Genomic DNA, 7,674 nt, shown 5'->3' with positions numbered 1-7,674 from the left:
AAAAACCTAAGTCGTTTCGACTTAGGTTTTTTTGTGGTTAATAACATAATACCTATTTCCGTATGCAAATAATTTTCCTCTATTCACTTTTAACATATCCTCAATTTTTATTTTTACTAAAGAGTACGGAGAAACGCCTCCAGTAAAAATAGATTTTAATTCTGAATGAAGGTACTCCACCAACTGGATATCCTGTATGTTCTAACACTTCTTGCTCGGTGGCTAACCGTGGCCTCTCAATATGTAATGCTTTACCTACTCTAGAAGTGATTGCTCAGAATCATACAAATATTTTTGACGAATTGTTCTGGAGAAGCATTGATAGTTTGTGTAGCTTCCTCTACAGAATGACAAGTTTGTGAGATGCTCTGCAAAAATGTTTTGTATATGTAAATATTGTTTATATTTTTTTGCAGTCCTTCATACGGCTTCTTTTCTCCAAGTTAGAGATAATAACATAAGCCCATCATCTATATGTATCTCTCGAATCATAGATGATGGGCTTGGGTGTGAATAGTAGCTATGTTTATCTTTTGATATCAATGAGTTTAAAGCGCTCACAAACGAGTAACATGTCTTCAGAAAATTCACGTCCAAATTTGTGTAACTCTTCTGTGAAAAATTTTATATGTGCTTTTCTCCAGTAGTCATAAGTTCGATCACCTTCGCCTTCTGCAATGGCAAATTCTTCGGGAACTTCATTCATTGGTGTTACAGTTACTTCTATTGTTTTAATAATGGCTACAGGCTCATCCTGGCTATTTAAGATAATGCTATAATCATTTGTCGTAGGAAGCGGCTCATTGTCTAGTTCATAGAAGATATGACCAGAGCATGTTGCTGTTTTCACGCCATCAATTACTAATTGAGCAAGATAGTCAGGAGATGCTCCGAACTGCCATGCACTGACAGATTGAGGTTTTTCACTTTCCTTCCAATACTCATCCCAATACTTTTGTGCTAATTGGTTCATTTGTATCATTCACCTATTTCTCTATTATATAGTCTAATACATAATTCATTGCCATAAGGTTCTGCTCATCTATCTTTCCTATAAACCTCTATAATAATATTAAAGAATATTCGGAATAAAGAAGTCAAGCCATTTTAAACGACTACCTAAGTTTTCAAGATTAGATAATTTATTTCGAGTAATAAAACCAACGCTTTTTATGGGGAGCTTGTTTAACGTATCTTTTCGTCAAAATGAAGAAGGTACGTCTGTTAGGGTGGTATAATTGCAACTAACCGATTCTTCCATAGGAATATCGGTTAGTTGTTGTCTTTTTATAGGTGATCTTTCTATAGTTAGAGCAATACGAAGAGAGTGAACACAATGGCTAACAAAATGCGGTAATAGGCAAATGGCTTTAAACCGATTTTTGCTAGTAACTTTAAAAAAGTTACTACTGCCAACATTGCTACTACAAAAGAAGTAATAAATCCTACTGCAAACATTGGAATATCATCTATACTTAAATGTTCCCAACTTTTTAATAAGTCTAGACCTGTTGCACCAACCATGACAGGAAGAGCGATAAGAAAAGAAAATTCTGATGCAGCGTTATAATTTACTTTTGCTAACAATCCTCCAGACATTGTGGATCCAGCTCTTGAAAAACCAGGATATACCGCTAAACATTGAAATAATCCAATTGTTAATGCTTGACGATATGTTAAATCATCTAATGAATAAGAGGTAGCTTCAGGTTTTTTAACTTCTGCAAAAATCATAAGAATAGCTCCTGCTACAAGTCCGATAACGACAGTATATGGCTGAAATAAGTATGTTTTGATTACATCATGTAATAGTAAGCCAGCAACTACAGCTGGGAATACACCTAGGAAAACATGTAGTGCATTGAATTTTTTCTCTTTCTGCAAGAGAGGCTTAATGTTACATAAGGAAACAAGGCGTTTGTGATATAAAACAGCAATAGCTAAAATTGCTCCTAATTGTATGACAATCTCAAATGTTTTTGCTCTTTCTCCTTCAAAACCTAATAAGTGTCCTACTAGTATAAGATGCCCAGTAGAAGAAATAGGTAGGAATTCTGCTAGTCCTTCTACAATACCGAGTATGAAGGCAATAATTGTATCGCTCATAATTTCACTCCTATACAAAATATTAATGAAAAGCTATCTATGAAATACAATGTTAAGAAATAAATCTATTCATTTCTTTTTTAGTAAAAAACTTTAAAGTTGTATAGATAGAATATAAAATTATAACTGTTATAAAGCTATACATTGTTAGTGTAACTGTAACGGGAGCCCATACTGTAATAAACGACCAAGGTGCTCCAAGTAGTATTTTGGGGAGTTTTAAAAAGAATAGTAGTCCCCCTGCAACGACACATATATTTATGAGAAATAATATGAATTTCTTTTTGTTTAATAAAGTCCAATTTCGGCGTTTTTGTAATAACCTTCTTATAAGTCTTATGGTTAAAATTATAAATAATATACTTAAGCACGCTGTCACAATGAATATTATGGTTGCTACTTTATCTATTTTTTGAAAGCTATCTATTTGTTTTGTATCAGAAATGTTTTTTCCATTCCAGAGATCTATAACTCCTTGACCAATTGATGTTGTAACTGCACTTTTCATATTAGATAACACTGCTACACCTGTTTGTTTATTCGGTTGCATAATAATAAAGGATGAAAAATTCGGATTTTCCCCCGAATGAAGTATGGACTTTGTGTCTTCTTGTCTAACAATCCAGCCGCTAGCATAATAATCATTATTTTTAATTGGTTGCACTGTTTTATCCGGTATGTGTGAATCTGAAATGAGTTGTGTATGAATAGAATTGTTTATTTCAATTCCTAACTGGAGATTCATCCATTTTGCTAAATCATTTGTATTACTAATAATATAACCTGCAGGTGTATTACCGCGATAGATAGGTTGTTCATATGGATATGGTCTCATAAATCTTAATTTATATCCGGTAGCCATCTCGTTAGGGTGTCCTTGTAAGTAACCTACTAATGAATTTTTCATTCCAATTTGATCTAGGATGTTCTGCTTTATATAAACTTCATATGGCTTCTTTGTTACTTTTTCAATTACAAGTCCTAAAATATCGTAATTAATAGTTGCGTATTCAAAAGAACTTCCAGGCTTATGATTTAATTTTGTTTGTTTTAGAGTTTTGATTGTTGTTTCCAGTGCATCATTGGCTGAACTTATAGGAATAGAGCTAATCGTGGTAGAAGGTATCCCGCTAGTATGATAGAGCAGATGATTTAAATTGATTTTTACTGGCTTATCATTATAAGTTAATTGTAACCATGGTAAAAACTTTGTGATATCATCTGCCTGCTTTAGTAGGCCTTCTTTTTCTAGTTGCAAAATAGCTAAACCTGTAAAGGCTTTACTTGTTGAAGCTAACTCGAATAAGGTATCCTCATTCACAGGCTTTTTTGTTTTTAAATCTGCATACCCAAATCCTTTTTGATAAACAGTTTTTCCTTTTTCAACAATCACTACCGATATTCCTGGTATTTGACTCAGTTCTTGTTGCTCTTTAATAAATTGATCAATTTGTTGTATACGTTGTTCGTTAGTTTGTTCACTTTCAGCAAAGCTAATGTGTGCTAATGGGATAAGGAAGATTAGTATTAAAAAACTAATAGACAGGTAATGGTAAAGTTTTCTTTGCTTTTTATTCATTTTTAATAGCTCCTATCTGTAGGCAATAATGGATGATAGAGTTGCTGTAATCATTATAGAAAGTGTTTTAAATCTGCATAATTGGAAAGTAACCCACACCTCAAAAATATGAGAAAGGAATAAATAGAGATGTGGGAACAAATTTTAGTGGAATTTTTTGTTTTATCTACTCAAATTAATGAATATCGACTTTTTTAAAATAGAATACTGTTGCAATAAAACCGATAATGGATGTAGCAGTGATCGCGATATAGGAATATTCTGGAGGATATGTCGGTTGTAATGTATTGTTTGCTATATCAAGTGTAGCTGCCCAAGGGAATAGATCTTTATGTTCTGAGTTTATAGACATAAGATTTATCAGCGTTATAATGATCGTTAATACAATAGGGGGAACGTAAGTTTTCATTATAAGAGTTAGCAGTACAATAGGAGTCGATAAAATAAAGAGAAATCCACCGCACATCAGAAACTGTATAAGAGATTGGAAAAGCAATGAGCTACTGAATCCAGAAAAGTTTCCTAAGAGCCCTAGTAATAATGTTAATCCCCAAGCAACTAGAGTTAACATCACAATCCAAAAGAATAGGAGAATAAATTTACTTATAATAAAGTTAATACGTGATACAGGGATGGTTAATAGGTTCTTTAAAGTATCTTCTGTATATTCACGGCTAAACAAATAAGCGATAACAACTCCATATAGGGGGACTCCTAGTACTACAGTAGTATATAGATTTACTTCAGAGAACAGTTGAGAAAATACAATAATCGGATTAGGATGTTTTGTGTGCATGTGTATATAAGATAATACAACTACCATAAAAGGTGCTACCGCCGCTCCAATAATACTAATTAAGAACATGTTAGAACGTTTCAATTTTAATAGTTCCGTATATAGTAGATTAACCAATTGTCCCACCTCCAACCAATTTGGTGAAATAATCCTCTAATTTGTCTTCGCTCATCATAATTTTTAATACTTCGATATCATTTCGAACGAATGTTCTGTTAATCTGTCCTTGTTGACCGAAATGAGAATAAACGCGAATATTCCCTTCATCATGTACTTCGTAATCAAAAATATGAAATTGTTTTTCTAAAAGCATCGCAGCTTTATTATCATTATTGACTTGAAATTCTAAGTATTTACGGTTTGTTCTTCGAAGTGCATCAAGAGAAGTCTCTTCTAATAACTTCCCTTCATGAATAATCCCCATACGATCTACTAGTTGTTCGACTTCGGCTAAAATATGGCTAGAAATTAATATCGTTATATTTCTTTCTTGTGCCAAAGATTTAATAAGCTTTCGCATTTCTTTAATACCAATTGGATCTAAGCCATTTGTCGGTTCATCTAATATTAATAATTCTGGATAATGGAGTAGAGTTCTCGCTATCCCTAGTCGCTGTTTCATTCCTAATGAATATTTTCCCACTAGCTTTTTCGTTTCATGCTCTAGCCCTACAATTTCTAATGCCTCTTCAATCGCATTCTTTTTATGAACACCGATTATTTTTGCATTAATTAATAGGTTCTCTTTTGCAGTTAAGTTTTCATAGAACCCCGGAACCTCAACGATAGAACCGATTCTCCTTAAAATTTCTTTTTGGTGTTGAAAAAAATCTTCCCCGAATATTTCGATTTTTCCACTTGTAGGTTTTATAAGACCGAGCAGCATTCGAATTGTTGTTGTTTTACCTGCACCGTTCCGGCCAATGAAGCCGTAAATCTCTCCTTGATTTACATTTATATTTACATTATCTACTGATTTTTGCTTGCCATAAATTTTAGTTAAGTTTATTGTTTTTATGATTGTATTTATGTTGAACACCTACTTTCTATAATCTCTTAAGTACATAATAAGAAGGAGGATTTAACTGCTCCTTAATCATTTCTTAACTGTTTCTTAAAAACGGTTTGTTTTGGGATGGAAAAGCCAAAGGTGGTTTTTTTCCATGGAATACTTTCTACCCATATTTGACCGCCGTTTTTTTCTACGAGAGCTTTTGCAATAGCAAGCCCTAGACCGCTCCCGCCATGAGAAGGGTTCCTTGATTGATCAATTTGGTACATTCTCTCAAATACGTTCTCTAGATCATCTGTTGAAATGCCAGGGCCTTTATCCCAAATGAGTAGCTGATAGTCGTTAGTCGTTTCTAAAAGTTCGATTCCTACTATTTTTCCAGAGTGTCCGTAATGTATAGCATTCTTTAGGAGGTTACTTATAACTCGAATAAGACTAAAAGAATCTGCTGTAATTATGCAAGGTTCTTCTGGAATATTAATTTGTAACTCAATACTATGTTTTGATAGTTCAGGTAAAAACTCGATTAGCGATTCTCTAGTAATCTCTGAAAAATCAAGTTGTTCTTCCTTTAATGGAAATTCATCTGCATCAAGCTTTGCCATATTGAATATTTCATCAACTAATTGTTTTAAGCTATTTGCTTTATTTGAGATTATTTCAAGATACTCCAGTTTTTCTTCCTCTGAAGCAGCTATACCATCTTTTAATGCGTCAATATATCCAATAATAGAAGTAAGAGGTGTTCGTATATCATGTGAGATGCTGGATAGAAGTTGCTTCCTAGCCTTTTGAGACCTTTTGGCCTCAACTTGTACTTTTTCTAGCTCGGTTATTAATTCATTTATAGAAAAAATGACGTCAGCTAGTGAATGGTCGTTATTTGTATATAGTCGTGTATGTAAATTACCATTAATGGCGCGTTTTAATTTCGTAGCCATGGACTTCCGAGTTTGAATAAAATGAAGTCTTGTAAAGAAAAGACTTCCTGTTATAACCATAAGGATAATGAATAAAATTAATTTTAATGTGTGAACAATATCTATAAATAGAAGTCCGGTGATGATGATAAACTGCAATAGAATAAGATAGAGAACTTTATCATTCTTCATTTTTCTCACCTACAAATTTATAACCAATACCCCATACAGTTTGAATGAGTTTGGGGTTTGAAGGATCAACTTCTATTTTTTTTCTCAGTTTTCTAATGTGTACCATGACGGTATTATCATCTTCTATATAATTACTATCCCAAACATTGCGGAAGAGTTGCGTCTTTGTAAAAACTTGTTCAGGATTTGAGGCGAAGAACTTTAATAGTTCAAGTTCTTTTCCAGTTAAAGATATTTCTTTGCCATCTACGTTAACTATGTACTTGTTTACATCAATTGTTAGTCCTTTGAATGTTAAGAGTGTTTTTTCTTGTACGCTAGCGTTACTCCCTAATACTAAAAAACGCCTCATAAGAGCTTTTATTCTAGCAACCACTTCATTAATACTAAAAGGCTTTGTAATATAATCGTCTGCCCCTATGCTTAAGCCTAAAATTTTATCTACTTCTTGATCTTTAGCAGTGAGCATTAATATGGGGATATTTGTTTTATTCCTAAGTCTTCTACATACTTCGATACCATCAACTTTAGGCATCATAAGATCTAGTATGATGAGGTTATATTTATTTTGATTAAATAAGTGAAGAGCTTCTTCACCATTTATAGCGATATCAACTGTATATAATTCTCGTTCTAGATATTTTTTTAATAAATCTCGTATTTCTTTTTCATCGTCTGCTATAAGTACACGGATATCTTCCATAGTTTCACCTGCTTATAATAGAGTTTTGTATTTTGTTTTCGATAATGAAAAATACAATAGCTATCTCATTATATACTATGAATTGTTAAAATAAGGTTGTAAGTATAGAATCAAATAGAGAAATGCAAATGTATGATAATCTACTAAAGATTTATAGCTGGGAGAAACTAAGTGGAAAGAAGGTGGGAGATACTCAATGCTACATAAAGAAGAAATAAATCTATCAAAAAAAGTTTTGAAAATCTATTGACTATTACTATATAGAGGTGTAATGTTATACGAGTCGCTGATAGCAACAAAGCAAAACGCGACAAACGAAATAAAAAACTTAGTTGACATTGAAACATGAAAGTGTTAATATAAGGA

8 protein-coding genes are annotated in these 7,674 nt (G+C 32.7%); all 8 read right to left on the bottom strand.

All coding sequences use genetic code 11. The features are described from left to right. Positions 1–100: 100 nt before the first annotated feature. Entirely contained in the window at positions 101–241 is a 141-nt protein-coding gene (locus BPMYX0001_RS33725) for a hypothetical protein (protein ID WP_482762602.1), read from the bottom strand. Positions 242–526: 285 nt separating this feature from the next. Continuing rightward, a complete protein-coding gene (locus BPMYX0001_RS01205) occupies positions 527–973 on the bottom strand; it encodes an ASCH domain-containing protein (protein WP_018783680.1) in 447 nt (148 codons plus the stop codon). A 335-nt stretch (positions 974–1,308) separates the two neighbouring features. After that, positions 1,309–2,106, bottom strand: coding sequence for an undecaprenyl-diphosphate phosphatase (gene bacA / locus BPMYX0001_RS01200; RefSeq protein WP_006093183.1), 798 nt, complete (start codon positions 2,104–2,106; stop codon positions 1,309–1,311). 52 nt (positions 2,107–2,158) lie between these two features. After that, positions 2,159–3,685: a serine hydrolase domain-containing protein gene (locus tag BPMYX0001_RS01195; RefSeq protein ID WP_006093181.1), complete on the bottom strand. Its 1,527-nt coding sequence runs from the start codon at positions 3,683–3,685 to the stop codon at positions 2,159–2,161. A 175-nt stretch (positions 3,686–3,860) separates the two neighbouring features. Further along, a complete protein-coding gene (locus BPMYX0001_RS01190; protein ID WP_033798564.1) occupies positions 3,861–4,598 on the bottom strand; it encodes an ABC transporter permease in 738 nt (245 codons plus the stop codon). After that, a complete protein-coding gene (locus tag BPMYX0001_RS01185; protein ID WP_006093179.1) occupies positions 4,591–5,520 on the bottom strand; it encodes an ABC transporter ATP-binding protein in 930 nt (309 codons plus the stop codon). Before BPMYX0001_RS01185 ends, BPMYX0001_RS01190 begins: the two co-directional genes overlap by 8 nt. A gap of 53 nt (positions 5,521–5,573) precedes the next feature. Further along, complete coding sequence (locus BPMYX0001_RS01180) at positions 5,574–6,605, bottom strand: sensor histidine kinase (RefSeq protein WP_018783682.1); 1,032 nt, start codon at positions 6,603–6,605, stop codon at positions 5,574–5,576. Beyond that, complete coding sequence (locus tag BPMYX0001_RS01175) at positions 6,595–7,308, bottom strand: response regulator transcription factor (RefSeq protein WP_006093176.1); 714 nt, start codon at positions 7,306–7,308, stop codon at positions 6,595–6,597. Before BPMYX0001_RS01175 ends, BPMYX0001_RS01180 begins: the two co-directional genes overlap by 11 nt. Positions 7,309–7,674: the final 366 nt, after the last annotated feature.

It is taken from the genome of Bacillus pseudomycoides DSM 12442, from assembly GCF_000161455.1.
In the GTDB taxonomy this organism is placed as follows: domain Bacteria; phylum Bacillota; class Bacilli; order Bacillales; family Bacillaceae_G; genus Bacillus_A; species Bacillus_A pseudomycoides.
This window is presented reverse-complemented; position numbering and strand designations above follow the sequence as displayed.